This is a genomic window from Algoriphagus aquatilis, from assembly GCF_042657405.1.
GTDB lineage: Bacteria > Bacteroidota > Bacteroidia > Cytophagales > Cyclobacteriaceae > Algoriphagus > Algoriphagus aquatilis.
The window spans coordinates 156,448-183,276 of sequence record NZ_JBHSKS010000006.1; the positions used below are offsets into that span (position 1 = coordinate 156,448).

Here is a 26,829-nt window from a genome sequence, read left to right on the forward strand (position 1 = left end):
CAGAATGAATTCAATATTCAATGGTTTTTGTATAGTGTCTTATATATTTTTGACTAAATAATTTTTCAATCTTATTATGTATAAATAAGTTGTTCAGTATCCTGTTGCATCCTGTATTTTATAGACTTTTATCTCAGTGGTATTTTTTTTTAAAACTTCAATTTGATTAAATGATTTGGGTGGCGGTATCCTGCTCTATCCTGCTTGTTAGCTACTGATTTTCTGAATTTTATGCAGGATTCAACAGGATGGGATGGGTCAGTTGGATTAGGATATTTAATCGGAATTATTACAAATTACTTTAAACCCACCAATATGAATAACCACTATCTATCTAAGATAAAAGTCCGGCTTTTCGGATTTTTATTGTTAATGCTTTGCTTTAGCATAGCGAGTATTGGTCAGACGCAATCCGTACGAGGGGTTGTGACTTCTGATCCAGACAAAGAGCCTATTCCCGGCGCTTTGGTTTCTATTAAAGGCACTCAAAAAGGTACGGTTACCGATATCGACGGGGTGTTTTCCATAGATGCTTCTCCCGGTGATGTTTTAGTGATCAGCTTTGTTGGTTTTACTACCAGGGAGATTGCCGTAGTAGCAGGTCAGACTAATCTCAACATCAATTTAGCTTATTCTACCTCAGACCTTTCTGAGGTTGTGGTTGTAGGTTACGGTAGCCAGCTCAAACGAGAAGTGACCGGAGCTGTACAGACCGTAGCTGGAAATGACCTTAGGGATATGCCTGTGGCTCAGATCACCAATAAGCTGCAAGGTCGATTGGCAGGGGTGCAAATCAACCAGACTACCGGACGACCTGGTACAGGAATGTCAGTAAGAATTCGTGGACAGTTGTCTGTTTCTGCAGGTAGCGAACCGCTGTACGTAGTGGACGGATTCCCTATCACCGGTAACATTGCCAATATCAACCCTGACGAAATCGAGGATATCACCGTGCTTAAGGATGCAGCTTCTACGTCACTTTATGGATCGAGAGCGGCTAATGGTGTGGTTTTGATCACGACTACCAAAGGAAAAGCAAATCAAACCAATGTGGCCTTAAATGTATACACCGGGTTGCAGCACGTGCCAACTTACAACAGGTTGGAAATGATGAATGCAGAGGAGTTTGCCCAGTTTAAGAAAGAGTTTTTTGAGGATGCCAAGCAGCCTGTTCCTGATATTTTTCAAAATCCAGCTCAATACAGAGACAAAAACAACGACTGGTTTGATGCCCTTTTGCAGGTAGCGCCTATGTCGAATTACAACTTGACTGTGACTTCAAATACTGACCGCAGCAATACTTCGTTAGTGGCTGGGGTATTTGATCAAAAAGGTGTGGTAATCAACACAGACTATCAGAGGTACTCCATGCGACTCAATACGGATTATAAAATCCTCGATAATCTCCGAGTGGGAATTAATGTGGCTCCAACCTATGTGTATGACTTTTCTCCACGTACAGATGGAGACCGAAGCCAAGGTTTGCTTTTTAATGCCATCCACACATGGCCAATTATGGATATCTATGATCAAAATGGAGATTTGACCTATTTCAATAGATTCCCGTCAAATACAGGAAATATCTGGGCCTATGCCAACTGGGTAAGAGCTGCAAAGGAAATCACTAACGTAACTAAAACCACGAACTTGCTTTCCAATGCTTTTGCGGAATATAAGCCGATCAAAGGGCTGACCATCAAGTCTACGTTCAACGCAGAGATCAGAAATTCAAATTTTACCTTCTTCAACCCTTCTACTGCGACCAACTCACTCAACGCGCCAATTCCTACCGTGGCCCGCTATACGAGAGAGACCAATGACGACCTGAGCTGGTTGAATGAGAATTTGGTGACTTATGCAAAGACCTATGGAGATCATGGATTTGATGTCTTGTTGGGTTACACCAATCAATATTATCGAAACGAACGGACTACGATCAATGCCAATACCTATGCGGATGACCGTATTCCTACCATCCAAGGAGCCATCAATATAGACCGAAACTCATCCACAACTGGCATTAACGAATGGTCTTTGACCTCCTTGCTTTCAAGATTGAACTACAACTATAAAGGAAAATACCTTTTGACAGCGGCTATCAGAGGTGATGGATCTTCAAGATTCGGCGCAAATAACCGTTGGGGTATTTTCCCATCTGTGTCTGCAGGTTGGGTAATGTCTGATGAAGAGTTTTTGAAAACCAATGAAAAAATCTCCTTCCTAAAGTTGAGAGGTAGTTTTGGGGTGACCGGTAACAACAACATCGGTAACTACACCCAATATGCGCTGGTAAATAATACCATCAACCACGTATTCAATAACAATGTGGTTCCAGGTGCTGGATTGACCTCTTTGGCCAATGCCAACCTGGGATGGGAGACTACCAAACAATTCGACATGGGAATTGACTTAGGATTGTTTGATGATCGAATCCAGTTTGTGTACGATTACTATCAGAAAAACACAACTAACCTCCTCTACAGCGTTCAGATTCCTCAAGAATCAGGCTTCGGAAGTTTCAATGACAATATCGGAGAAATCAAATTTTGGGGTCATGAATTTTCGATCAACACCCGAAATACAGATGGTAGATTCAAATGGACTACCAGTGCCAATATTTCCTTCAACAGGAATAAAGTAATTGCATTGGCAGACGGAATCGACCGAGTGTATGGTTCATTCCACATTACTCAGGTTGGGAAGCCTTTTGGACAATTCTACGGCTTGGTAAAGCTCGGTAACTATATGAATGCTGAAGACCTAGCCAACAATCCAAAGGTACCGGGTAGATCTACTGTAGGTAGTATCAAGCTTAAGGATATCAATGGAGACGGCATCATTACCAACGGAGGTAATAATGACGATCGAACTATCATCGGTAACCCTTTCCCGGATTTCACTTACGGTATCGTCAATAACTTCCAGTATGGCAAGTGGGATATGAGTATTGTAGGATCTGGTTCTTATGGTAATGAACTCTTGATGAGACACCTTTATTCTACAGCAAACTTGGACGGTGTCTTTAACATGGTCAGAAGAGCTAAAGACCGATTCAGATCTCCGGAAAATCCAGGTGAGGGAATTTTTGGTACCACAGTAGGTGGTGGAAACGTGACCGGTATCGAACGTGACTGGATGAATACCAACTTTATTTACGATGCCTCATTCTTTACGATCAAAAACATCACGATCGGATACGACGCTGGCAAGCTGACCAAGTTTGTGAAAAGCGCCAGATTCTATGCCTCAATTCAAAATGTGTACACGTGGACTCCTTATTGGGGAGGTTCCAACCCTGAATCCAGTATGCAGGGTAATGGTCAAGGCGACGGTGGTAACCTGAGCCAAGGTATCGACTTCTTGGGTTATCCAATCCCAAGAACATTCACCATTGGTGCAAACATCAACTTTTAATTGAGCGAAAAATCTAAAACCGAGAAATTATGAAAAAGACAAGCATATTATTCGCGTTGATAGGCGGCTTGACGCTCAGCAGCTGTGAGGATTTCCTCTCGATTGTACCTGAGACCCAGCTTAGTTCCGCGACTTTCTTTAAAACAGAAAATGACTTTAAGCAGGCAGTGAATGCAGCTTATGCACCGATGAGAAACGTAGTCAATGATCGGGCATGGCTGGTGTCTGAAATGCGTTCGGATAACACCATTTATGCACGAAATATCCTCTTTGGTGCTACCGAACAGCAAGAAGACATCTCTGACCATGCGATACCGGATGCACAGGGGATCACGTCCAACACGCACGTTCTCAATCAATACAGACTGAATTATTTGACCATTTCCAGGACAAATCAAATTCTTTCGTCTATTGATCCTGTAACCTTTGATGCGACTAGCAAAAACAATATCAAAGGTCAGGCGCTGTTCTTGAGAGCTTATTCGTATTTCGAATTGGTGCGTTATTTCCAAAAAGCGCCACTTCATCTCACTCCGGTGACCAACCGATCTGAAGCCGCAAAAGAATTGGCCTCAGAAGAGCAACTGTATACTCAAATCATCAAGGATGCACAAGAAGCTATTACACTTCTTCCTGCTAGACCTCAGCAGGAGCTGGGAAGAGTGACTTCCGGAGCGGCAAGAATGCTTTTGGCTAATGTTTATATTACTCGTAAAAACTGGGCTCAGGCAGAGACCTTGCTCAAGGAAATTGTCTCCAGTGGACATTATTCCTTGATTCCAAACTACGCCAATGTGTTTTCCGACAATACGTCCAATAAAAACAATGCAGAATCATTGTTTGAAGTGCAGTTCTTGGAAGGTGCAGCAGGTATGGCGGGTTCATTCTTGTACAATTTCATGCCAAGACCAATGACTCCTGCCGAATTGGTGACCATTACGGGTACATCGAATCCACAGCCACTGGACGGTGAAGGCAATAACGTACCGACACCGGATATCATCGCGGCTTATGAGGAGGGTGACTTGAGAAAGGATGCCTCTATCGGGTTTATTACCTTATCTACCTCACTCGTAGATGCTCCTAAAATCTTCCCATACATCAAGAAATTCGCTAAAAAGCATGCCCAGCACGGTAACCACGGAATGAATTTTCCGATCTACCGTTATGCGGAGGTGCTTTTGTTTTTGGCAGAGGCACTCAATGAACAAGGGAAAACATCCGAAGCTGCTACATTCCTAAATCAGGTAAGAAGCCGCGCAGGTCTTGCTGCTACTACTGCAAGCACCCAGGCTACCATGAGAGAAGCGATTTTCAAAGAAAGAAGAGTGGAATTGGCTTTCGAAAATAAGAGATGGCATGACATCACCCGAACCGATCGAGTACAGGAAATCATTGGGGCTTTCGCTGCAAGAGCTAAAGCCAATCCCCAGCTGTACTACTATCCTAAGGGAGCGACTTTCCGAAGCAATGCCTTCACAAACATTACCAAATTCTACGCCTTACCGGCTGCAGAATCTGAGATCAGTCCTTATTTCTAAGTTGGTTTTCTAAATGAAATAGCCCGACATCTCCTTTTTTAGATAAGCGAAGATGTTGGGTTATTTTTTTATCAAACCTGAAATGGCAGGACAGTTAAATTCTTGACAAAAAGTAAATAGCCTTCATGAGTGGCTTTCTTTCCCTAAAAGAACTTCTCATATTGAATTCTCTTAAAATAGAATTTTAATAAGAGCTTTAAATCCAAAATAATATGTTCCTCAAAAGCACTGTAAAACACCTATTCTTCTTTGCTGTCATTGCCTCTGTTTTTTTGGCTTGCGCAAAAAAAGAAGAAGTCCGGCAGCTTACCGGAAATCCAAAAATTGACAAGCTAAAACTACCTGATGGCTTTGTGGCTGAATTGCTCTACAGTCCGGGAGAAAATGATCAAGGATCATGGGTTGCCATGACCTTTGACGACAAGGGCCGAATGATCACCTCCGATCAATATGGGTTTTTATACCGTTTGGAATTGCCTCCAATTGGCTCTGATTCCACGGTTAAACCGAAAGTCGAAAAATTGATCGTAGGTAATGCGCCAGACTCCTTGGTCGGAATGGGCTATGCTCAAGGCTTACTCTATGCCTTCAATTCACTCTATGTGATGGTAAACCATAATCCCAATGAAAAATTCAGCCAACCAACAGGCCTGTATCGAATTCAGGATTTGGACGGTGATGATCAGTTTGAGACCATTACTCAGATCCGTGAGTTGAAAGGTCAACAAGGTGAACATGGTCCTCACTCCATGAAAGTTACCCCTGATGGAAAAGGGATTTATCTAATTGCAGGCAATCACGTGGATGTGCCAGAGATGAACTCCTATCGTTTGCCTCGCGTGTGGCAAGAGGATAATCTTTTCCCTTTGATCAAAGATCCTAGAGGGCATGCCAATGATCGAATGGCTCCAGGAGGATGGATTGCTCGAATCAATCCAGAAGGCACTGATTGGGAATTGATCTCAGCTGGTTTCAGAAATGCCTTTGACTTTGACTACAATGAGGTAGGGGATATCTTCGCCTATGACGCCGATATGGAATGGGATTTTGGGATGCCTTGGTATCGACCTACCCGTATCAATCATGCAACGAGCGGATCGGAATTTGGATGGAGAACAGGCAACTCCAAATGGTCTCCCAACTATCCGGATAACCTACCCGCAGTACTTAACATCGGTCAGGGTTCTCCTACCAATGCAATGTTTGGATTTAAAGCCAACTTCCCAAGCAAATACAAAAAGGCACTTTATGCTTTTGACTGGAGCTTCGGGATCATCTATGCGATTCACCTGACTCCAAACGGGGCAACCTATGATGCCACAGCTGAGGAGTTTATTTCAGGTTCTCCACTTCCGCTGACAGACGGGATCATCGGTCCTGACGGAGCGTTTTATTTTGCCACTGGAGGTAGACGATTGGAATCAGATCTGTATCGAGTGACTTATAAAGGTGAGCTCGATGAATATGTGCCATTGACCGAGGCTGACCTGCCTCAAGAAGCTAAGCTTAGAAGAGAATTGGAGCAATATCACAAAGCTGGTGCTCCTGCAGAGGGATTGGAAAAAGCTTGGGCTCAGCTAGGACATGCAGACCGCTATGTGCAATATGCAGCTCGTATTGTGTTGGAACATCAGCCAGTTGATTCCTGGAAAGCCAAAGCTATTGCCGAGACAGATCCTGCCAAAAAGATCCATGCAATCTTGGCTTTGGCTCACCATGCCACCGATGCAGATGCCGCTGCGATGCTTACCAGCTTGATGCAGGTGGATTATAAGGCACTTTCTTCCAAAGAAAAACAAGACATCCTTCGTACCATAGAGGTGATTCTTTACCGCTATGACAAAGGTGCCGAGTCAGTAAAGCAGCAGCTCATCGCCTATTTGGATCCTAATTTCCCAGCTAATGACAACTTGTTGGATCGCTCACTTTCTATTTTGATGGCTCATTTGGATGCGCCAACAGCCGTAGAAAAAACATTGGCATTGCTTAAGAATGCTAAAGATGATCCGGACTATCAGAAGACCTTTACTTCCTCTTCGGATTTGATTTTCCGAAACCCGCAGTACGGGTTAGACATTGCCAACATGCTGGCTAATGTGCCACCTGCTCAGGCGACATTCTACGCTACCGTTTTAGGAGGTGCAGACAAGGGCTGGACTCCGGCTCAGCGGGAAGAATACTTCAAGTGGATCAATCATGCCTTGACAGCTTACAAAGGTGGCCGAAGCTATGTGGGCTTCCTCGATCGAGCCAGAAAGATGGCCCTTGCATCTGTGGATAAGGCTGACTTTGAGAAGTACGATGAAATGTCCGGTGGAAAATTACTTACTGCCAGCGGAAATGATATCGCCAACACCGGTGTGCAGCCTGAAGGCCCTGGACGTCGCTGGACCGTGGAAGAAGCAGAACCGTTGGTTGCTAATCTGGTAGGCCGCGACCTGGTCAAAGGTAAAGCCATGTATTCCGCAGTCCTTTGCCAGTCTTGCCACACCATGCAAGGTGAAGGGGGAGCGATTGGCCCAGATTTGAGCCAATTAGGAACCCGATTCTCTCCAAAAGATATCTTGGTAGCGACGATCAACCCAAGTGAAACCATCTCTGATCAGTACCATGCAACGGTATTGGAGCTTAAGGCCGGTGGTTCTATCGTGGGTAAACTGAATGATGAGGATGCTCAAAACTATTACATCTCTCAGAATCCATTTGCTCCAAATGACATCAAGACGGTAGCGAAAAACACGGTAGTGTTGAAGAAAAATGCAGAGGTTTCCATCATGATGGGTGGTCTGATTAACCGTCTGAATGAAGAGGAACTAAAAGACCTGATGGCCTACCTGATCTCAGGCGGTAATGCAGATCATCCGGTGTATAAGCAACCTACTGCACAGAAATGATTTCCTTAATTTCAAATAAAACCCTTTTAGCCGTGGCCACCCTGGCCACGGTAGCTTGGGTCAACTTGACTTGCCAGACTCCGGCAGAAAAGGAGGAGCTTCAGGCAGACTTTAAGCCTATTTTCAATGGAAAAAGTCTGGAAGGCTGGGAATATGATCCTGTGTATTGGTCCGTAAAAGATGGAGCCATCGTAGGAGAAATCACTCCGGAGACTGTCCTGAAAAACAACACCTTTATCATCTGGAAAGGTGGAGAACTCGGAGATTTTGAGCTCAAATTGGACTACTGGATTTCTGAAACTGGAAATTCGGGAGTGCAATATCGCAGTGATCGGTTTACCGAAGTTCCCTATGCGCTTCGTGGATATCAAGCAGACATCGATGGAGGCAATCGGTACACCGGCCAAAACTATGAAGAGCGTAAGCGTACTACCTTGGCCTACAGAGGTCAGCAAACCCGCATTACTTCTCAACCCGATTCCATCAAGGAGACCCGCGGTTTTGTGGAGCGCAATGCTTGGAAAGGCTTAAATCTGGTTTCTGAATTGGGTGACCGTGCCGAATTAGGCAACCTGATCAAAAAAGGAGACTGGAATACCATCCATATCGTGGCCAAAGGCAATGTAATGAAGCATTATGTCAACGGTACCTTGATGAGTGAAGTCACGGATGACGATGCCAAAAACCGCATGCTGAAAGGCTTGATGGGATTCCAAGTGCACGTTGGGCCACCGATGAAAGTAATGTTCAAAAATATCCAGTTGAAAAAGTTATAGTGTTAATTGGTTAATAAAGTCAAAAAGGCGCTAGATTAATTTTAGCGCCTTTTGTTTTTAAAGGATTTTTTGTTCTCTTTTTTATCAAAGGCAGAATTCTGTTTCCTCTTTTGGCTATCTTAAAGCCAAGCTTTTTCCAGACACCCTTATAGGGCAGGACAGTCTCAGAAAGGCTTTTTTATAGGTTACCTTTTCATTACACTACCCAAAATGACCCTCGGAAATCCCGCAAACTGGAAGCACAAACTCTCCAATTCCCATCAACTGGGAGGCATTGAAACCTCTATTGTGGATAATGGACCCGGTCGGGGAGTTAGGTTCGCTTGGATCAATACCGGAACCGGCCTACGCTACAAACTGGTGTTGGACAGAGGGATGGATATCTTGGATGCCTTCTACAATGAAAACAGCTTGGCTTGGATTTCTCATGCCGGGTTGACTACTCCGCAGCCATTTTCGAATCAAGGAATTGATTGGCTTAGGACTTTTGGGGGAGGTCTTTTGACCACCTGTGGGCTTTCCAATGCAGGCCCTCCCAATACAGATGCAGGCGGTTCCAGAGGTCTTCACGGTAATTATTCCAATACTCCGGCTGAACTCATTTCGATCAAGCAACCGGATATTTTCACCGAAGATTTAAGCTTTGAGATCGTTGCCAAGGTAAGAGAGACTACCACCTTTGGACCAAGTCTGGAAATGCATCGATCCATTTCAGGTACCATCGGTTCGCCTGAAATCCGAATCAAAGACACCGTGACCAATCGTGGAAATGCGCCTGCACCTCACATGATTTTGTATCATATCAACTGTGGATGGCCATTGATTGATGAGGGTACACGGATTATTTGGCAAGGTGAAAAGAAGGCCAAGGCCACCGATGCCAACAATACAGCATTCAATCGAGAGCACGAATTTACCCGCTGTGCTCCACCCATGGATGAGCATGCCGGGTTTGGAGAAGATGTGGCTTTTATCGATCCAAAGGCAGATAGCAATGATCAAGTGATCTGCGGCTATGCTAATGATCAGCTAGGCCTAGCGTTGAAAATCACCTTTTCTAAAACTCAAATGCCTTGGTTGATCAACTGGCAGCATTGGGGGAAGAATGAGTATGTAACCGCTTTGGAGCCAGCTTCTCATCCGCCAATCGGTCAGGCAGCAGCCAGGGAAAACGGAACCTTGATTCTTTTGGAACCCGGAGAAAGCAGAACTTATGATCTGCTTTTGGAAGTGCTGACAGGTGAAAAAGCGAGGGGATTTACGATTTAAGAATTACGATTTACGATTTACGATTTACGATTTACGATTTACGATTTACGATTTACGATTTACGATTTACGATTTACGACCTTTTCCTTGAATGGAAACCTTGAACCAAGAACTTCGAACCTTGAACTTTCAGAACATCGAATGTCGAACGCTGAATAACGAACACTGAACAAAAAATATAACTCAATAACCTAATAACCAATACGATGAGTTTAGCAAAAAAGGCCCTGGAGCAGGGCGAAGGCATTTTAAGATTGACTCCTACTTGGGTTCCTCGCTCATTCTGCGTACCGGGTAGAAGAATCAAGCTACATCCCGATGATTACTATTCCTTTGGAGGTATGCGTGGAGGAATCGACGAGCGTTGGTTTTCATCTACGACTCCGGCAGAAAATGGCCCGTTGACCTCCAAAAATGAAGGACTGAGTCATATCGCTTACGAGGAAGGTGGGAAGACTGAGCTTTTCCTTCTTAAGGATGCCATCGATGAGTTAGGCGCTGCTATTATCGGCAGCAGACTTTGGGATCAATACAAATCTTGGCCGATGTATTCCAAATTTTTTGACAACATGGGGCCACTTCCTCACCACATTCACCCTTCCGATGAGTTTGGTAAGCTGACTAATCAAAACGGAAAGCCTGAAGCCTACTATTTCCCTCCTCAAGTCAACAACCATGGAGGAGATTTTCCTTATACCTTCTTTGGAATAGCTCCGGGTACCAGTAAAGAGACGATCTTGGATTGTTTGAAAAACTTCACCAAAGGCGATAACAAAATCACCAACTACTCTCAAGCATTCCGCCTTCAGCCGGGTACCGGTTGGGATGTGCCTCCGGGAATGCTTCATGCTCCAGGATCGCTTTGTACCTACGAACCTCAGAAAGCCTCTGACATTTTCGCGATGTATCAGTCACTGGTGAATGAGGCGATTATTCCTGAAGAATTGCTCTGGAATGCCACTCCAAAAAACCGTTGGGGTGATTATGAATTGCTAGTGGAGATGATCGATTGGGATTTGAATGTGAACCCAAATCTGATGGATAACCACTACATGGAACCAAAACCGGTGCATGCTGTCGCAGAGATGAATGCAGCGGGCTATCATGAAAACTGGATTTGCTACCGGTCCCATGACTACAGTGCTAAAGAATTGACTGTGTTTCCGGGGCAAACTGTGGTCATCAAAGATGCGGCTGCTTACGGCATGATCATGATGCAGGGCTATGGCAAAATGGGTGTGTGGGATATCGAGACTCCTGCTTTGATTCGTTTTGGTCAGCTGACCCATGACGAATACTTCGTATCAGAGGATGCAGCTAAAGCCGGTGTGAAAATTACCAACCTGTCCAAAACTGATCCCATCGTGATGCTGAAGCACTTTGGTCCAAGAAATCCGGATTTGGTGGTTGGCTGAGAAGAAAGACATAAGACATAAGACGCTAGACCTAAGATTCGGAAAAGATGGTTGATGCTGGTACACTTCGGTCTTCCGTCTTCGGTCTCCTGTCTTTCAGCATATTTTCATCGGTCATCCGACAACGGACATCGGACAAATTTTAACTCAACTATTCAACAATAAACTCAACATAACCATGAACAATTTTCCCAAACTCCACAATGCCACTTGGCCAGGCTTAGTAGGAAAAGGACCGGATTCTGAGCCGGTGATTCCTTTCGATACCCTTCTTTCCATGACTGCCGCTGCCGAAGTCAACGGGGTCAAATTTGATGGAATCGATGTGGGTCTTCTTGAGCCACATTTCAACCTGGAGGATGATCCTGACGAGCCCAAAAGACTTGCCGATAAAGTTGCCAAGCACAACCTCAAAGTGGGTTCACTGGTAGCCCCAATCTGGGCTGGTTCAGCGATGGGTACAGCCGATCAGCGCAAGACCTTTGTAGAGATGGTTCGCAAATCCTGTGAATTCGGACAAAAACTGAAGGAACTGGGAGTGCGAGAATACGGGATTGTCCGAATTGATTCTGCTGCCGGTGTTTCTGACTGGGCTAAAGATCCATTGGCGAATTCCAAGTTGATTGCTCAGACTTTTCAGGAAGCAGCTGATGTAGCGGCGGGATTTGGAGAAAGACTTGCTGCCGAAGGTGAAATCTGCTGGGGGGGCATGCACAGTTGGAAGCATATGGTGGAGCTTTTGGAAATGACAGATCGGAAAAATGTAGGCTTCCAAGCAGACATGTCTCACACCTTCCTCTATACGATGGGATACAATGCTCCTGAGCATCGTATTCTTCCTGCTGATGCAGATTTGAAAGATCGTGAAGTGATCAAAGCTGCTTTAAAGACAGTAACTGATGCTCTTCGACCTTGGACTATTGATTTCCATGTGGCGCAGAACGACGGTTCTGTGTTTGGCTCAGGTTCACACGACAAGACAGGTCGCCACTGCCAAGCTACCGATCCAAACGGTCTCTTGGACATTGCGCATGATGCTGGATATTGGCTTAGAGATGGTCAAGGTAACCTGACCAAAGCCATGACTCATATCTGTTGGGACGGTTGTATGTTTCCAAACGCGGTCATGGAAAAGCAACAGACTTGGAATGATATCCTCGCGGCAATGGTCAAGGTGCGGAACGCACATGGTTGGTAAGGCCGATAGGATTTACGAAGGCAGATTTACGATTTACGAGATCAAAATTAGAGTTGAGACTGAATTTCTATTTCATGCTTAATTGAGTTTAAAATCTGGTTTCAATCTGAAGATGCTCTTTTCAATGCTGGTTCTCCTATTTTAAAATCTTTCAATCTTAACATCTTTCAATTATGAGTAATAAAAAACAAATCCGAGTAGGTCTGATCGGTACGGGACTGATGGGCCGAATCCATACCAATGGCTACAAGCGTTTGGCTGACTTCTTCCCGGAATACGAATATGTTCCTGTGCTTCAGGCTTGCTGTTCCAGACGTGAACCCAATGCCAAAGCCTTTATGGAGCGATGGGGTTATGCCTCTTACGAAACTGACTGGAGAAGAATCATTGAGCGGGACGATATCGATGCAGTGGACATTTGTACACCCAATGATACCCATGCTGAAATCGCGATTGCTGCAGCTAAAGCAGGAAAAATGATTCTTTGCGAAAAGCCATTGGCTAGAACGGTAGCAGAGGCAGAAGGCATGCTGAAAGCTGTAGAAGAAGCTGGAGTGAAAAATACCGTGTGGTACAACTACAGAAGGATTCCGGCGGTGACTTTGGCTAAAAATATTGTGTCTTCGGGCAAGTTGGGCAAGATTTTCCATTACCGAGCAAACTTCCTTCAGGATTGGACGATCAATCCTGATCTTCCACAAGGTGGAGATGGTACTTGGAGATTGGATGTGAAGTCGGCTGGTTCAGGCGTGACCGGTGACTTGCTGGCCCACTGCGTGGATACCGCGATGTGGATCAATGGAGGTATCAAAGATGTGTCGGCTGTGACAGAGACCTTTGTGAAGGAGCGTGTACACCAAGGAACAGGACAAAAGCAAGCAGTAGGAATTGACGATGCCTGTATTTTCCATTGCCATTTTGACAACGGATCCTTGGGGCTTTTCGAAGCTACCCGCTATGCTCGTGGACACAAGGCACTATATACGTTAGAAATCAACGGAGAGCATGCTTCGATCCGATGGGATTTGCATGATATGAACCGATTAGAATACTTCGATCACAGTGACGAGGGCAAGGTCCGAGGCTGGAGATCCATTCATATCACAGACGGAGATCATCCTTACATGCACCGTTGGTGGATACCGGGAACCTCCATTGGATACGAGCATTCCTTTATCCATCAGGTAGCTGACTTCTTCTACAGCCTGCAATCAGGGGAGCCATGTCATCCGACGTTCAGAGATGCATTTGAAACACAGAAAGTATGCGAAGCAGTCTTGGATTCGGCTCGTGATCGAGCTTGGAAGGACACCGGCGTGGAGTGGGTAGAGAAAGTCTGAAATCTGAAGTCTAAAATGTGAAATCTGAAAAGGCCCAAATCGAAAGGTTTGAGCCTTTTCTATTTTGGAAAGTTTATCCCTAGCGAAGTGCCTTGAATCCCAGCCATCTTTCCCCTAATTTGACCTAATCCAAAAGACTAAATGACCATGCAAAAGCTGTATTACTTGTTTGTTTTATCAGTAGGAATGCTTTTTTCCTGCCAATCTCAAACCCAAAAAGAGGAGAGTAAATCAGACTCATCAGCGGTGGCACTTGAGGAAGGTGTACAGATGATTTCGATTCAGACTCCTAAAGGAGAATTTAAGGTATTTACCAAGCGGGTAGGAGCTAATCCTACCATGAAGGTGCTGCTTCTCCATGGTGGGCCAGGCATGACCCATGAGCAGTACGCCAATTTCAAGGATTATTTTCCTCAGGAAGGCATTGAGTTCATTTGGTATGACCAATTGGGTTCGGCACATTCCGATCAGCCGGAGGATTCCACCCTTTGGACGATTGAGCGGTTTGTGGATGAAGTGGAGCAGGTTAGAATGGCCTTGGGATTGAATAAGGATAACTTTTACCTACTGGGCCAGTCTTGGGGAGGAATGCTGGGGATGGAATACGCCCTGAAGCATCAGGATAAACTCAAAGGACTGATTATCTGTAACATGATGTCGAGTTTGGATGAGTATGAGAACTATGCCAAGGAAGTTTTAGGGCCTCAGATGCCAAAGGAGGTTTTTGCTGAAGTGATGGAGATCGAGCGAAAGGGTGATTTCGAAAATCCCCGTTACATGGAGCTGCTTGGAGAGCACCATTACCCTCAGCATGTCCTTCGCAGACCTCCCAATGAATGGCCGGAAGAAATCAACCGAATGATGTCCCAAGTCAACCCCAATGTCTATGTCTTTATGCAGGGCTACAGCGAGTTTGGAATTACTCCGGGTGCGAGTCTGAAAGGTTGGGATATCAAGGATCAGCTGAAAGATATTACAGTTCCTACTCTGGTTTTGGGGGCCACTCACGATACGATGGATCCCAAACACATGGAGTGGATGTCCAAGCAAGTAGCCAATGGCCGATTTTTACTTTGTCCCAATGGCAGCCACTTGAGCCAATACGATGATCCGGAGCACTTTTTCCCAGGTGTGATCCAGTTTATCAAAGAAGTGGATTCGGGAAGTTTTGGAAAGTAAGGCTTCCACCCTCCAAGGGTTTTGATCCCTTGGAGGGTTTGTTTTTACATTTATTCGTTTGAAAAAGTGTTGAGTTTTACATTTTTTCATTTGAAAAAGTGTGGAGACTACATTTTTTCAAACGAATCTTGGAATCTCAATTCGCTAAATCCTAAAGAAAATCCCCTTTCTATACAGGAAATAACAGAGTCCCCACATCGCAACCAAAGTTCCGAGGGAAGCCATCAGGAAGAGTCCGTGTTCTCCAAATCCCATCCAGCCAAAGATCCCTCCGATGAAAATCCCCACCGTCTTATTCATCCATCTTCCCAGCATTTCGGCAAACAGATAGATGAAAATTGAATTCATTCCCACGATCAAGAAAGGGAAAATGCCTTTTCTACGGTTTTTTACATCCACCCACCAGTAGAAAAAAGCCAAAGCGACTAAGGCCCAACCCCCTGAGGCAAATACAAAGGAAACTGTACTGATTCGCTTGATAATCGGGGTGATGCCTGCCAAATCCAACCCGTAGCCAATCACCAACCCTGTAACTCCAGCAAGGGCAATAGTTTTGATTTTTTCCGAAGCAGGTTTTTCCGAAAGCAACAGATTGCCGCAGATTGCTCCCCAAATCGTGTGTGCTGCGGTAGGAATCGCGTTGATGGCCACCCATCCTCCGGTGTTGATTTTGCCCATCAGGAGTTGGTCAATGGAGTTGCCGAAATTGGTGCCGTGTTCAAAAGGAACTTCCGGATTGTAAGCTCGATAGAGAATTTCAGTCAATGCCAAAAGACCCAAAGAAACTCCAAGCTGAACTTTCCAACCTTTCGTCAATAAGAAGTAAGTCACCAAAACGGTGAAGGATAATTGGGTCAGGACATTCCAAAGCTCAAAAACCATTTTACCTGAGTACACACAATGGAGTCCTGTACCAAACAGGAAAAGGATCAAACAGCGTTTCAAAATATGCAAGGTCACTTTGCTTCGATCTTCAGAAAGTGCCAGTCGTTTATTTAGTGAAAATGGCATGGCCACACCTACGATAAACATGAAAAAGGGCTGGATCAAATCCCAAAACCGCAACCCGTTCCACTCATGATGGGTGAATTGGAGGAAAAGCGGATGTAAACTATGTCCCTCTGGAAAAAGCTCCAACAACGCATCGTAAACCAAGGCAGCCTCGGCTACCAATAAAAACATGGTCAGGCCACGGTAGACATCCAGTGAAACCAATCGCTGGGTGGGGTTGGGAGAAAGTGCAGTCATAGTGAGGTTAATGGGTTGATCTGAAGATAAAAAATGCTGTGCTAACCTCGTTAAAATTGTGATAAACGGAGCGGTGAAATTCCTTTTTACAAAAGAATATTCTGAAAAGATCGCTTCGAATAGCTGGGATTATATCAATTGATACACCGCTACAAAATGTGCTGCTGTGCCGCCCAATACAAACAAATGCCAAATGGCGTGGTAGTAGAGCTTTTCACTTTTCACATAAAAGAAAACCCCAATGGTATAGCTCAGCCCACCCAATCCAATCCAAGTGAGCGTATCCCAAGAGATTTTTTCCACCAAATCCTGGATAAAAAAGACTGCCAGCCAGCCCATAGTCAAGTAGATGACGACCGAAAGCGTTTTGAATTTTCCAGTGAAAAAAAGCTTGAAAAACGTTCCAATTAGCACTGAGCCCCAGATAATGCCAAGGAAAATAACGGCTGTTTCCATTTTCAATATGGACAAAACCATAGGTGTATAAGATCCAGCAATCAGGAAATAGATGGACACATGATCCATGACTTGGAGTTTGGATTTTTTCTTAGGATTCTTTGCCGCGTGGTATGCAGTCGAAAAGCCATATACCATCACTATTCCCAAGCTGAAAGTTGCTGCACCGATCCATGATCCTTGATTTTGAGATTGAAGGGCATAGGAGAAAAGAAAGGGAATTCCGATGGCACCCAACATCAATCCGATGCCATGGGACCAGGCGTTTGCCCATTCTTCCTCGGGTGTTTGAGCTCTTTTTGGAGATTTTGTAACTGCTAAAGGAGGTTTTTTCAAGAAAAAAGCAGGAGTTTTTTACTGAGTAAATTTAGCTTTTATGTAAAGAAAAAGGCCTATTCCTTTACAGAATAGGCCTTGATAAGGTCAAGATTCGTCCTTAGAACTGGGTCTTGAACTGATCCATTTTCTGAGTAACCTGAGTGTCTACTGGGAAAGAAACTTTTACACCTTCCCAAGCCATGGTGATGATGGCTGTTTTGTTGTCATTAGCAGAGATGTGGTACTGCAAGCGCTCGGTGTTTCCACCTCTTTCGGTTGTGGCTTTGAAAGATGCTGCATCGTCTTTGGCTACCGCTTCCTCGTCGATTTTGCCGTCTTTCATGTAGGAGAAAACAGAAGCAGCTTTGCTGTTCAAATGTACGGTCCAGTCTCCGGATGCTGTCGGAGTCATGAAGATAGAATATTTCCCTGCTCTAAGATTTTTGCCACCCACGCTCACGGCTGTGCTGAATTCGATCACGGTTTGAGCATTAGCTCCTGCTCTCCAAGTCACGTCGTATTTTTCGATTTCTCCGAAGATTTTTCTTCCTTTTACAGCGGGCGAAGAGTAGTCAATGCTGATTTTGGTAAAGCCTACATTTTGGGATACGTGAGCTGCAGGGCTCAACGCTGGCTGCTGAAGCTGGGCAAACGCTGCAAACGATGAGGTAAGCAACAGCGCGAAGGCTAGAAAAAAGAGTTTCGCGTTTTTCATGTGTTTTTTGATTTGGGTTTTGCTTTGTGAAGCTAACAAAAAAAACATGAGGTTGTTTCTCGAGCGAAAATATGGCGAGAAGCTGATTTTTGTCAACCTTTTCCGGAGTGGTTTTGACTAGGTTTAACTATACCAATGCAAGCGCTATGAAAAACTTGATAGTTCCTTTTAATCAGTTGCGGATTCAGGATGTGGGCAGGGTCGGTGGTAAAAATGCTTCCCTTGGAGAAATGGTTCAGCAACTAAATCCTCTTGGGATTCATATTCCTGATGGTTTTGCCGTAACGGCAGATGCGTATCGGCTTTTTCTTAAAGAAAATGACTTGGAAAAGGTTGTTTCTGAGTCTCTAGAAAGTCTCGATTGTGTCAATTTTTCTAACCTTAGAGAAGTTTCCTTAAAGATCAAAGGTGAAATTCTTAAGGCTGAAATTCCAGAGCAATTGATTTCTGCCATCCGATCCAGTTACCAAGGACTGTGTGATAAAGCAGGACGGGAACTGGAAGTTGCTGTGCGAAGCAGTGCGACAGCAGAAGATTTACCTGGAGCTAGTTTTGCGGGACAGCATGATTCTTTTTTGAATATCAAGGGGGAAAAGGCACTTTTGGACAAGGTCAGGGCCTGTTTTGCTTCTCTTTATAACGCACGTGCGATCAAATACCGACATGATAAAGGGTTTGACAAGTATGTTATCGCTCTTTCTGTGGGAGTGCAGGCAATGGTCAGGGCTGACTTGGCGAGTAGTGGAGTGATTTTCACCATCGAGCCTGAGACAGGCTTTACGAATGCAGTTTTGATCACAGGATGCTGGGGCTTGGGGGAAAATATCGTCCAAGGAGCTGTGATTCCGGACGAGTATTTGGTATTCAAACCTTCCTTGGAAAAAGGTAAAAAGAGCATTATTTCCAAAAAGGCGGGTTCCAAGACTAAAACCATGATTTATTCCAAATATGGAGGTGTGGTCAATTTGGATACTGAGCCTGCCAAGCAGCGGTTGCTGGTGTTAAATGATCAGGAAGTAGAGACCTTGGGAAAATGGGCCGTGGCTATCGAAAAGCACTATAAAATGCCCATGGATATTGAGTGGGCTAAGGATGGCTTAAACAGTGAACTTTACATTGTCCAAGCCAGGCCTGAGACGATTCATTCGGGAAAGGATCCCTTTTTGCTCAAAGAATACGCTCTAATCGAGACCGGGCATTTGCTGTCTACGGGCTATGCGATTGGTAGCGGAATTACAACAGGAAAGATCAAACGTCTCAAATCACCCGCTGAATCCCACTTGTTGGAAAAGGATGAAATTCTCCTGACTGAAATTACCAATCCGGATTGGGATCCCATCATGAAAAAGGCAGCTGCGATCATCACATCCAAAGGGGGGCGGACCAGTCACGCAGCTATCGTAGCCAGAGAAGTTGGTGCTTTGGCGATTGTGGGAGCAGAAAATGCCCTTGAAACTTTACAAACTGGGGATTTGGTGACCATCGATAATGCTTCGGGAAAGATCGGAAAAGTTTATTCCGGCAAACTCAAGTGGAAAGAGACCCAACACAACTTCCGAGGCATGCAGATGCCGAAGACCAAGCCCATGTTCATTTTAGCAGATCCTGATAAAGCCTTTGATCTTTCCTTTTTCCCCAATCAGGGAGTTGGCCTGATGCGGATGGAATTTGTGATATCCAAAAGCATCCGTATACATCCCATGGCTTTGGCCCATTTTGATCAGTTGAAAAATCAGGAGGACAAGACCATGATTGAGTCGCTCTGTCAGGATTATTCAGATAAAAAGGAATATTTCGTGGATAAGTTGGCTCAATCGGTAGCGACTATAGCGGCAGCTTTTTGTCCGAAAGATGTCATCCTCCGAATGAGTGATTTCAAGTCCAATGAATACTCGAATTTGATTGGCGGAAAGCAGTTTGAAGAAAATGAGGAGAATCCAATGCTTGGTTTCCGTGGCGCTTCCCGCTATTACCATGAGCGGTATCGGGAAGGCTTTGCCTTGGAATGTGCCGCGGTGAAGCGAGTGCGGGAAGAGATGGGCTTGGAAAATCTGAAAGTGATGATTCCCTTTTGCCGCACACCTGAAGAAGGCAAAAAAGTGCTTGACTTAATGGAATCGCTTGGGTTGAAAAGTGGTGAACATGGTCTTGAAATCTACGTCATGGCTGAGATTCCTTCCAATGTGATTCAGGCAGAGCAGTTTGCTGACCTATTCGATGGCTTTTCGATCGGTTCCAATGATCTCACTCAACTCACCTTGGGCGTGGATCGGGATTCGGAAGTGTTGGGTGAACTATTTGATGAAACTAATCCATCTGTAAAGTGGATGATTTCAGAAGTGATCCGTGTGGCTAAGGCCAAAGGAAAAAAGATCGGGCTTTGTGGACAAGCACCAAGCGATCGACCCGAATTTGCCAAGTTTCTGATTGAGCAGGGAATAGACAGTATTTCTTTCAATGCCGATGCTTTGCTGAAAGGGATTGAGAATATGGTGGAAGCAGAGCGGAAGTGATCAGTTAGCAGTCTCAGGTTCCAATTTTTGAAGCGGAAAATGATTGGTTTAGTGTATAAAGTCTCATTGCGATTTAAAAGAAATTCTGACAACCTGATAACAGGACAACCAGACAACGCCTACCTCTAAAAAGAAAACAACTATGAAAAAGCTAGAAAATAAAGTAGCCCTTGTCACTGGGGCAGCTTCTGGGATGGGAAAAGCGATCGCACTGCTTTTTGCCAATGAAGGTGCTAAGGTGATCGTTGCAGATTTGACTGCTGCCGATGCGGAAGAAGTCGCCGATCAGATCCGTCATGCAGGCGGTCATGCCCTAGGCTTGAAATGCGACGTATCTGATGAGGAGCAAGTGAAACGGATGGTGCATGGCGCGATTCATGAGTTTGGAAGCCTAGATATCCTCGTCAATAATGCAGGTATCATGGACAATTTCATGCCTTTGGAAAAAGTTACAGACCAGCTTTGGGAAAAAGTCATGGCAGTGAATGTAAATGGCCCTTTCTACGCCAGCCGATTGGCGATTACCCAAATGCTCAAACAAGGAAAGGGCGTAATCATCAATATTGCCTCGGTTGGCGGTATATCTGGTGCAAGGGCAGGTTTGGCTTACACCACTTCCAAGCATGCCCTAATCGGCATGAGTAAAAATATTGGGTTCATGTATGCCAAAAAGGGAATCCGCTGCAATGTCATCGCGCCCGGAGGAGTCAATACCAACATCATGCGCGATGCCCAGCCAGATCCCGAAGGGGCAGCGCTTTGCAGTAGTGGGGCTGGTTCCATGCCTCGAATGGGAGAATCGGATGAGATTGCCAATGTCGCTTTGTTCCTTGCCTCGGATGATTCTTCCTTTGTCAATGGTGAGGTAATTGTGGCAGATGGAGGTTGGTTGGCGTATTAAGTCAGCTATTTTGGTAATTTGGAGCTAAATGCTTGGCTCCAAATTCTATGCTTCATGACATTAGAATACCTCAGAGACTATTGTCTCTCCTTGCCCCATGTGACCGAGGATACTCCCTTTGATGCCAATACGCTTTGTTTTCGGATTGGAGGAAAGATTTTTGCCATTATTGATATGGAAGTATTCGATTATGCCAATCTGAAATGCGATCCCGAACGCTCCATTGAACTTAGGGAACAATACCCGGGAATCACTCCAGGATACCACATGAATAAAAAGTGGTGGAATTCAGTCAGCGTTCGTGGCAATGTACCCGATCCTCTGATTCTTGAATTAACCCGGCACAGTTATGACTTGGTTTATTCATCTTTGCCGAAGAAAATTCAAACTGAATTAAATCCATGACCTTCCTTTCTATCCGTCACCTGTCCAAATCCTACGATTCCTATGTGGCTTTGCATGATTTTTCATTGGAATTGGCTCGAGGTGAATTTTTGTCTATTGTGGGAGAAAGTGGTTCGGGGAAAAGCACCCTGCTGCGGATGATTGCGGGATTGATGACCCAAAGTGGAGGAGAAGTGCTTTTGGAAGAGAAACTCATTGAAAATCCATCCCAAAAACTTGTGCCTGGCTATGATGAAATTAAACTCATCCACCAGGATTACCAGCTTTTTCCCAACTCTACCGTGGAGGAAAATATCAGTCGCCCCCTACTTCAATACGATGCCAAGTATCGAGCGCAGCGTGTCAACCGACTTATGAGTCAGTTGGGTTTGGAAAGTTACAAGGACCGTCTCCCTCGTCAACTCAGTGGTGGACAGCAGCAAAAAGTGGCCATTGCTCAGGCTTTGGCTGTGGAGCCCGAGGTGTTGCTTTTAGATGAACCTTTCAGTCACCTAGATGCCATTCAGAAGCGAAAGCTGATTTTTGAACTAAAAGAATTACTCAAGGAAATGGGGACCACGGTCATTTTTGTGACCCATGATTTAGATGATGCTTTGAGATTGACAGATTCACTCTTGATTTTGCAAAAGGGAAAAGTGGTCCAAAAAGGGAACTCCAAAGTCCTTTGCGAGCATCCCAAATCCCGCTATGTGGCCAGACTTTTTTCCCCAATCAATCAAATTCCCGATCGATTCAACAGTTATGTTCGACCTTCGGATGTGCGGCTTCGCACCCGTGGCGAACTAATCGGTCATGTGGTAGATCTGAGATATTTGGTTCATTATAATTCCCTTTTGATCCGCCTACGAGATGGTGGGCATATCTGGGAAGTGGATGATTCGATGAGAAGATACCAAGTTGGCGATCGGGTCTACTTGCACTTCGATGAGGAAAAAGTCTTGGTGCTTAAATCTTAGGTAGCCGCAAAGGTCACAAAGAGAAAAAATGAGGACACAAAGAGATTTTTAAGTGATCAGTGTTCAGTAAGCAGTCCTCTTTGAAACTGACCACTGTTAATTTTCTTTGCGAACTCTTTAAAAACTTTGTGCCCTTGGAGGTTAAAAACTGCCTACTGCGACTGTTTACTGATCACTCAATCATGCGCCCCATGCTCTCCATGGACATGGCCATGCTTGATTTCTTCTTTCGTAGCTTCGCGTACCTCAAGGATATTCCCTTCGAAATGCAGATCAAAACCTACCAAAGGATGATTGAAATCCAAGAGTAACTGATCACCCAAATCTTTTAGGATTTTAGCCTGCATGCTGTAACCGTTTTCGTCCATCAGAGGAAGAAAATTTCCTTCTTCGAGCATTTCCGGAGAAAATCCACGCTCGCCTGAAAACTGCTCTTTTGGCAAGGTAATTATCAACTCATCGTCTGCTTCGCCATAGGCATCCGCCATAGTCAAGGTGAATGAAAAGTCTTCGCCTTCTTCCTTCCCTGCCAGCAGCTCTTCAAATTTCTCAGGGAGGCCGCTCATTCCGAACAGGAAATAAAATGGATCTTCCTCATCGCGGACCTCCACGCTGAAGGGTGCTGACTCAATATCGTCCTCCTCTTTGCTGACCTTGAGTTCGTAGGTCAAGCCTACCACAGTATTGGTATTAATTTTCATAAGTGAGATGGTTTACTTGGTAAGGCCGTATTTCAGGCGGATTCGGAGTCTTTCTTTGAGCACGTCCCATTTGCTTTTGGGGGTAGAGCTGCGCAAAGGCTTTGCAGAGCGAAAGACAAAGTATTGGTAGTCTTTTTCTTCAAAGAAAAGATCGTAGGTTTCCATCCTTTCTAGATAAAAACCATTGGCCGTGATATTTTTGATCAGGTCTCCCGAGTCCAAAGGCTGGTCGATCACTTGAAGCTTTTCTGGTTCATTGTCAATCATCCATTGCAAATATCTCGGTGCAGGGATGTGGATGAAAATGACCGAATCGGCGTGGGAATGCTTTTGGATATTCTGGAAAAGACGAAAATGCTGATCTACCGGAATGTGCTCCAGTACATCGGGAAACACGAAGAAATCGAAGGTTTCTCCCTTCTTGTCAAAATCGGACATGTCAGAAACCTCAAAACCGAGGTTCTTCTGATCTTTCCAAAGGACCTTGGCTTTTTCAATACTTTCCGGAGAAATATCCACTGCCAAAACTTTTCCTTGGGGAACTTGAGTAGCTAAAAGATGAGAAACGGTACCGATACCACAACCCACTTCCAAAATCCGGTGATTGGCTTGAAGGCCAGCCTTTTTCACCTTATCCAAAATGCTCAGGTGGCGGGAATTGATTCCTGTTTTTGCCTGCTTTTCGACAAATTGATCGTAAAAGCTGACGACTTTTTCTTTACCCTCAGACTGCTGCATCGGATTTTTTGTAAGTGATGAATATTCCTCCAACCAAGGCCAAGACGATCAGGTATTGGAAAATAACCATTGGCATCTTGGTCGCATAATAGCTCTTGGGAGCAAAGGTAAAGACAATTTCATGGGAACCCTGAGGAATTTCCAATCCTCTTAGCAGGTAATTGACCCGAAGGATTTTGGCTTCTTGACCGTCGATGGTGGCAGTCCAACCCGTCGGATAGTGGATTTCTGAGAAAACAGCCAATCCTCCCTGAGTCATTTCAGCTTGGTATTTCAGTTCGTTGGGGCTGTTTGCGGTGAGATTTACCTGTCCAGAACCCGCCTTCACCGAACCAAATTCGGAAGCATTCAGGGTAGCTTGGGTTTTGGTGTTCAATTTTGCCAGTTGGTCCATCTCTTCCTGATTGGTGGAGACAGGGATAATTTCAGTCGGTACCCAAGCAGGTCCATTGGCTTCGGGATTTTCAAATACTCCGTTTGCCTCGTTTCCTGCAATCAGGTACTTGGTGTTGAGCATATTCATCGTGCCGGTTGCCTGCCAGTCAAAAGTGCCTTCTTGAGCTTTTTTCACAAACTCCTGCAATTCAAACTGAAGTCGATTGTCCACCAAATCCTGGTAGCGACGCAGCTTAGCACCGTGATATCCTCCCAAGCTGTTGAATCGGTAGCTGGTGCGGGCGCCTTGGGTCAGCCCTTCGGTGAGGGGAAGAACTCGGAAATAACCCTTGTCTTGGGCAATGGATTGCTCGGCTGGAGTCTCTGCGAAAAACTGTCTGGATGGGTTTCCTTGGAAAGACTCTTCATTTAGGTAGCGACGGTTGATCGTCCACACGTCGATCGTGATCAGTGCGATCAGTCCGGCTCCGAGAATGAGTTCGGAGATTTTTCCTTTCAGGTAAAAATAAATCAGCCCGATGGAAAGGGCTACAAAGGCAAAGCTTTTCCAAGCCGAGTCAGAAAGCATATTCTTTCGGTCGGTCTTCAGCGCAGTGACTAACCAATCCGGGAAATTACCGTCAGCAGCTCCTTCAAATCGGAAAAATGCTCCTGCTGCAACAGCCAAAATCAAGGTCAATCCGGCTACAATTCCTCCGGAAATCAGCAGTGGCTTGAGCTCCTTGGTTTTGGCAAGTCTTTCCAAGGCGATCATTCCCAAAACAGGAACCGCAAAAAGCGTCATGCCCAAGGCCATTGAGACTGCCCGAAACTTGTTGTATCCCGGTAAAATGTCAAATAACAAGTAGTTGAACCAAGCCAGATTTTTTCCCCAACTCAGCATCAGGGAGAGCACGATGATGGTGCCAAAGGTGATCAGACTTTCTTTTGGCGCAGCCCAAATCCCCAAAACAGCCAAGAAAATCAAAATCACGCTGCCATAAATCGGTCCGCCGGTAAAAGGCTGATCGCCCCAATACGTGGGAGCGCCTTTGACAAATCCATTGATTTGTGCTGCATCGATTCCTTGAGCCCGTAGCGCTTTTTCGGATGCGGAATCTTTGGGAAGCGGGGTATTGCTGCCTCCTCCGTAAAAGTCAGGTACGACCAAAGTCAGGGTTTCTATTATGCCGTTTGACCAACCAAAGGCATAGTCCTTGTCCAAGCCAGCTGAGGCTGTTTCCAAGGTTGCTTTTCCTCGGGTAGAGTAAGGGCTGTATTCGAGGGCAGTGGCCAGTCTTCCTAGGTTTCCCCCCACGGCCAAAATAGCTCCGATAACCAAAAATCCGATGGTTTTGGATAGCCCACCGACACCTTCTTTTTTCCAATCAAACACCAGCCGAACGATCACATATATCACAGAAATGATCAGTGTGTAGTAGGTGATTTGGAGGTGGTTGAATTTGAGTTGAAGCAAAAGTCCTAGTGCCAGAAGGGCAGCTCCGAGGATTCTCTTTCGATCAAAAGCCAAGTGAATACCGGCCAGAATCAATGGAATCAGGCAAACTGCCCAGATTTTTGCATTGTGACCGGCTTCCAGAGAAAGCAGGTTGTAGGTATTGAAAGAAAAAGCGATCGCACCAGCGATAGAGAAAATCGGTCTGACTTGGAAGCTCAGCAGCAAAACATACATTCCAAGCATTCCGAAAAAGAGTCCGTTGATCGGGTGGGGAAGGCCTACAGTCAGAACTGAGATCAGGAGATTGGTGATGTCTCCGGCGAACTCAAGGGAGATGAAGTAAGTGGGCATCCCGCCAAACATGCGGTTGGTCCACAGGGCTTGTTCGCCTGTCGCTGCACGGTAGTCCAGGACTTCTTTGGCCGAACCTTCCCATTGGAGGATGTCGCCTTGGAAGATAATTTTCCCATCGAATACCATCGGAGAAAAGTATAGGACAACGATGAGGTAAAAGAGGATGACCCCGAGCAAGTGGGGGAGAATGTCTTTCTGAAATTGGAGTTTCATGCAGGCCGTGAGATACGTTCGGGGTGCAAATTAGGGATTTCGGGGGAAAGAGCGAGAAGTAGTACAGGCACAGATGCACAGATATTTTTCCCACAGATTCTCACAGATAAAAAATCACAGATTGACACAGAATTTTCACTCCTTCGGTCTTCGCCTGCCCGCCGTGGCTGGGTCTCCCGTCTTCCAGCTTTCTCCCGCAGATCTTCGCTGAAAAACTCGCTGATTAGCGCAGATTTTTTACTCGAGTTGGCTTCGACTTCGAGACTCTTGTCTCTCAGGTGCTCAGCCAGGTACTCCTTCCGTCTTCGGTCTTCGGTCTTCCAGCATTGGTTATCGATCATTCGACACCTCTGATGAGCGGAGTCGAATCATCGGACTCCAAACTCCTTCCGTCTTCGGTCTCCCGTCTTCCCGCTTTCTCCCGCAAATCAACGCAGAAAAACTCGCTGAT

Annotated in this window: 20 protein-coding genes; 13 read left to right on the forward strand and 7 right to left on the reverse strand. The window is 45.2% G+C overall.

Annotated features, from left to right (window positions below; translation table 11 throughout):
- Positions 1–315 precede the first annotated feature (315 nt).
- The 9 genes from ACFPIK_RS09905 (at position 316) to ACFPIK_RS09945 (ending at position 15,026) form a co-directional block, all read left to right on the forward strand.
- Entirely contained in the window at positions 316–3,414 is a 3,099-nt protein-coding gene (locus ACFPIK_RS09905; RefSeq protein ID WP_377914746.1) for a SusC/RagA family TonB-linked outer membrane protein, read from the forward strand.
- 29 nt (positions 3,415–3,443) lie between these two features.
- Positions 3,444–4,955 carry a RagB/SusD family nutrient uptake outer membrane protein gene (locus tag ACFPIK_RS09910; RefSeq protein WP_377914748.1) on the forward strand — a complete coding sequence of 504 codons (1,512 nt, stop codon included), beginning with the start codon at positions 3,444–3,446 and terminating at the stop codon, positions 4,953–4,955.
- Positions 4,956–5,167: 212 nt separating this feature from the next.
- Positions 5,168–7,849 (forward strand): c-type cytochrome, encoded by a 2,682-nt coding sequence (locus ACFPIK_RS09915; RefSeq protein WP_377914750.1) that lies wholly within the window; start codon positions 5,168–5,170, stop codon positions 7,847–7,849.
- Positions 7,846–8,625 carry a 3-keto-disaccharide hydrolase gene (locus tag ACFPIK_RS09920; RefSeq protein ID WP_377914752.1) on the forward strand — a complete coding sequence of 260 codons (780 nt, stop codon included), beginning with the start codon at positions 7,846–7,848 and terminating at the stop codon, positions 8,623–8,625. The genes ACFPIK_RS09915 and ACFPIK_RS09920 overlap by 4 nt, the downstream gene beginning before the upstream one ends.
- Before the next feature lie 210 nt (positions 8,626–8,835).
- On the forward strand, positions 8,836–9,894 hold the full coding sequence (locus ACFPIK_RS09925) for an aldose 1-epimerase family protein (RefSeq protein ID WP_377914754.1): 1,059 nt from the start codon (positions 8,836–8,838) through the stop codon (positions 9,892–9,894).
- A gap of 206 nt (positions 9,895–10,100) precedes the next feature.
- Positions 10,101–11,309, forward strand: a complete 1,209-nt coding sequence (locus ACFPIK_RS09930) for a hypothetical protein (protein ID WP_377914757.1) — start codon at positions 10,101–10,103, stop codon at positions 11,307–11,309.
- A gap of 172 nt (positions 11,310–11,481) precedes the next feature.
- Positions 11,482–12,507 carry a sugar phosphate isomerase/epimerase family protein gene (locus ACFPIK_RS09935; RefSeq protein WP_377914849.1) on the forward strand — a complete coding sequence of 342 codons (1,026 nt, stop codon included), beginning with the start codon at positions 11,482–11,484 and terminating at the stop codon, positions 12,505–12,507.
- Between the two features lie 173 nt (positions 12,508–12,680).
- Positions 12,681–13,847, forward strand: coding sequence for a Gfo/Idh/MocA family protein (locus tag ACFPIK_RS09940; RefSeq protein WP_377914759.1), 1,167 nt, complete (start codon positions 12,681–12,683; stop codon positions 13,845–13,847).
- Positions 13,848–13,994: 147 nt separating this feature from the next.
- The gene (locus tag ACFPIK_RS09945; RefSeq protein ID WP_377914761.1) at positions 13,995–15,026 is read left to right on the forward strand and encodes a proline iminopeptidase-family hydrolase; all 1,032 of its coding nucleotides are present in this window, start codon (positions 13,995–13,997) and stop codon (positions 15,024–15,026) included.
- Between the two features lie 144 nt (positions 15,027–15,170).
- Here ACFPIK_RS09945 and ACFPIK_RS09950 read toward each other — a convergent pair whose 3' ends face one another.
- The 3 genes from ACFPIK_RS09950 to ACFPIK_RS09960 all read right to left on the reverse strand — a co-directional run bounded on the left by ACFPIK_RS09950 (position 15,171) and on the right by ACFPIK_RS09960 (position 17,763).
- Positions 15,171–16,274, reverse strand: coding sequence for an acyltransferase family protein (locus ACFPIK_RS09950; protein WP_377914763.1), 1,104 nt, complete (start codon positions 16,272–16,274; stop codon positions 15,171–15,173).
- A 129-nt stretch (positions 16,275–16,403) separates the two neighbouring features.
- Positions 16,404–17,066 (reverse strand): PAQR family membrane homeostasis protein TrhA, encoded by a 663-nt coding sequence (trhA, locus tag ACFPIK_RS09955; protein ID WP_377914765.1) that lies wholly within the window; start codon positions 17,064–17,066, stop codon positions 16,404–16,406.
- A gap of 100 nt (positions 17,067–17,166) precedes the next feature.
- Positions 17,167–17,763 (reverse strand): DUF2911 domain-containing protein, encoded by a 597-nt coding sequence (locus ACFPIK_RS09960; RefSeq protein ID WP_377914767.1) that lies wholly within the window; start codon positions 17,761–17,763, stop codon positions 17,167–17,169.
- 146 nt (positions 17,764–17,909) lie between these two features.
- On the opposite strand from ACFPIK_RS09960, the gene ppsA reads away from it, so the two are divergent.
- From ppsA to ACFPIK_RS09980, 4 genes are all read left to right on the forward strand, one after another.
- Positions 17,910–20,276 carry a phosphoenolpyruvate synthase gene (gene ppsA / locus ACFPIK_RS09965; protein WP_377914769.1) on the forward strand — a complete coding sequence of 789 codons (2,367 nt, stop codon included), beginning with the start codon at positions 17,910–17,912 and terminating at the stop codon, positions 20,274–20,276.
- 142 nt (positions 20,277–20,418) lie between these two features.
- Positions 20,419–21,177, forward strand: a complete 759-nt coding sequence (locus ACFPIK_RS09970) for a glucose 1-dehydrogenase (RefSeq protein ID WP_377914771.1) — start codon at positions 20,419–20,421, stop codon at positions 21,175–21,177.
- A gap of 54 nt (positions 21,178–21,231) precedes the next feature.
- The gene (locus ACFPIK_RS09975; RefSeq protein WP_377914773.1) at positions 21,232–21,582 is read left to right on the forward strand and encodes an MmcQ/YjbR family DNA-binding protein; all 351 of its coding nucleotides are present in this window, start codon (positions 21,232–21,234) and stop codon (positions 21,580–21,582) included.
- Complete coding sequence (locus ACFPIK_RS09980) at positions 21,579–22,538, forward strand: ABC transporter ATP-binding protein (protein WP_377914775.1); 960 nt, start codon at positions 21,579–21,581, stop codon at positions 22,536–22,538. The genes ACFPIK_RS09975 and ACFPIK_RS09980 overlap by 4 nt, the downstream gene beginning before the upstream one ends.
- Before the next feature lie 176 nt (positions 22,539–22,714).
- On the opposite strand, the gene ACFPIK_RS09985 is transcribed toward ACFPIK_RS09980, so the two are convergent.
- From ACFPIK_RS09985 to ACFPIK_RS10000, 4 genes are read right to left on the reverse strand one after another with little or no spacing between them, the layout of a single operon-like run.
- A complete protein-coding gene (locus tag ACFPIK_RS09985) occupies positions 22,715–23,239 on the reverse strand; it encodes an FKBP-type peptidyl-prolyl cis-trans isomerase (RefSeq protein ID WP_377914777.1) in 525 nt (174 codons plus the stop codon).
- A 12-nt stretch (positions 23,240–23,251) separates the two neighbouring features.
- Positions 23,252–23,977 carry a class I SAM-dependent methyltransferase gene (locus tag ACFPIK_RS09990; RefSeq protein ID WP_377914779.1) on the reverse strand — a complete coding sequence of 242 codons (726 nt, stop codon included), beginning with the start codon at positions 23,975–23,977 and terminating at the stop codon, positions 23,252–23,254.
- Entirely contained in the window at positions 23,964–26,378 is a 2,415-nt protein-coding gene (locus ACFPIK_RS09995) for a YfhO family protein (protein WP_377914781.1), read from the reverse strand. The genes ACFPIK_RS09990 and ACFPIK_RS09995 overlap by 14 nt, the downstream gene beginning before the upstream one ends.
- Positions 26,375–26,719 (reverse strand): hypothetical protein, encoded by a 345-nt coding sequence (locus ACFPIK_RS10000; protein ID WP_377914783.1) that lies wholly within the window; start codon positions 26,717–26,719, stop codon positions 26,375–26,377. Before ACFPIK_RS10000 ends, ACFPIK_RS09995 begins: the two co-directional genes overlap by 4 nt.
- Positions 26,720–26,829 lie beyond the last annotated feature (110 nt).

What these genes read in the sequence shown, in the direction of transcription:
- ACFPIK_RS09960 (WP_377914767.1), bottom strand. Translation starts at nt 17,763, where the DNA reads ATGAAAAACGCGAAACTCTTTTTTCTAGCCTTCGCGCTGTTGCTTACC.
- ACFPIK_RS09985 (WP_377914777.1), bottom strand. Translation starts at nt 23,239, where the DNA reads ATGAAAATTAATACCAATACTGTGGTAGGCTTGACCTACGAACTCAAG.
- ACFPIK_RS09905 (WP_377914746.1), top strand. Translation starts at nt 316, where the DNA reads ATGAATAACCACTATCTATCTAAGATAAAAGTCCGGCTTTTCGGATTT.
- ACFPIK_RS09990 (WP_377914779.1), bottom strand. Translation starts at nt 23,977, where the DNA reads ATGCAGCAGTCTGAGGGTAAAGAAAAAGTCGTCAGCTTTTACGATCAA.
- ACFPIK_RS09980 (WP_377914775.1), top strand. Translation starts at nt 21,579, where the DNA reads ATGACCTTCCTTTCTATCCGTCACCTGTCCAAATCCTACGATTCCTAT.
- ACFPIK_RS09915 (WP_377914750.1), top strand. Translation starts at nt 5,168, where the DNA reads ATGTTCCTCAAAAGCACTGTAAAACACCTATTCTTCTTTGCTGTCATT.
- ACFPIK_RS09925 (WP_377914754.1), top strand. Translation starts at nt 8,836, where the DNA reads ATGACCCTCGGAAATCCCGCAAACTGGAAGCACAAACTCTCCAATTCC.
- ACFPIK_RS09940 (WP_377914759.1), top strand. Translation starts at nt 12,681, where the DNA reads ATGAGTAATAAAAAACAAATCCGAGTAGGTCTGATCGGTACGGGACTG.
- ACFPIK_RS09975 (WP_377914773.1), top strand. Translation starts at nt 21,232, where the DNA reads ATGACATTAGAATACCTCAGAGACTATTGTCTCTCCTTGCCCCATGTG.
- ACFPIK_RS09910 (WP_377914748.1), top strand. Translation starts at nt 3,444, where the DNA reads ATGAAAAAGACAAGCATATTATTCGCGTTGATAGGCGGCTTGACGCTC.
- ACFPIK_RS09920 (WP_377914752.1), top strand. Translation starts at nt 7,846, where the DNA reads ATGATTTCCTTAATTTCAAATAAAACCCTTTTAGCCGTGGCCACCCTG.
- ppsA (WP_377914769.1), top strand. Translation starts at nt 17,910, where the DNA reads ATGAAAAACTTGATAGTTCCTTTTAATCAGTTGCGGATTCAGGATGTG.
- ACFPIK_RS09950 (WP_377914763.1), bottom strand. Translation starts at nt 16,274, where the DNA reads ATGACTGCACTTTCTCCCAACCCCACCCAGCGATTGGTTTCACTGGAT.
- ACFPIK_RS09970 (WP_377914771.1), top strand. Translation starts at nt 20,419, where the DNA reads ATGAAAAAGCTAGAAAATAAAGTAGCCCTTGTCACTGGGGCAGCTTCT.
- ACFPIK_RS09945 (WP_377914761.1), top strand. Translation starts at nt 13,995, where the DNA reads ATGCAAAAGCTGTATTACTTGTTTGTTTTATCAGTAGGAATGCTTTTT.
- ACFPIK_RS09930 (WP_377914757.1), top strand. Translation starts at nt 10,101, where the DNA reads ATGAGTTTAGCAAAAAAGGCCCTGGAGCAGGGCGAAGGCATTTTAAGA.
- ACFPIK_RS09995 (WP_377914781.1), bottom strand. Translation starts at nt 26,378, where the DNA reads ATGAAACTCCAATTTCAGAAAGACATTCTCCCCCACTTGCTCGGGGTC.
- ACFPIK_RS10000 (WP_377914783.1), bottom strand. Translation starts at nt 26,719, where the DNA reads ATGATCGATAACCAATGCTGGAAGACCGAAGACCGAAGACGGAAGGAG.